This window comes from Methylobacterium nigriterrae, assembly GCF_037106235.1.
GTDB classification, from domain to species: domain Bacteria; phylum Pseudomonadota; class Alphaproteobacteria; order Rhizobiales; family Beijerinckiaceae; genus Methylobacterium; species Methylobacterium nigriterrae.
Window position 1 is genome coordinate 1 of sequence record NZ_JBAWTG010000730.1, and the last position, 290, is coordinate 290.

Genomic DNA, 290 nt, shown 5'->3' on the forward strand with positions numbered 1-290 from the left:
CGGCGCACCCAGGGCGTGGCGTGCCGGCGCGCCCCGCCTGGTGGCGAACCAGAACACCACCGCCCAGGGCAGCCCGGCCGCGGCACGCATCCTCGACCGCTGGCTCGGCCGCCTCGGCCTCTACGGCCGGATCGTCGCGGTCTCCGCGGATGCGGAGGCGAGCGACCGGGCCCATCCCAGGCGCTACCGCGAGCGCCTGACGCGTAGCGACCACGGCGTCGCGGTCACGCGCAGCTCCCTCGACCGGGGCCAGGCCCGCGCCCGCTTCGGGCTGCCGCCCGGCGTGGTGC

The 290-nt window shown here is 79.0% G+C and carries 1 pseudogene; it reads left to right on the plus strand.

Annotated features, from left to right (window positions below):
* A pseudogene (locus tag WDW90_RS38910) lies at positions 1 to 290 on the plus strand (glycosyltransferase family 4 protein); the annotation flags it as partial.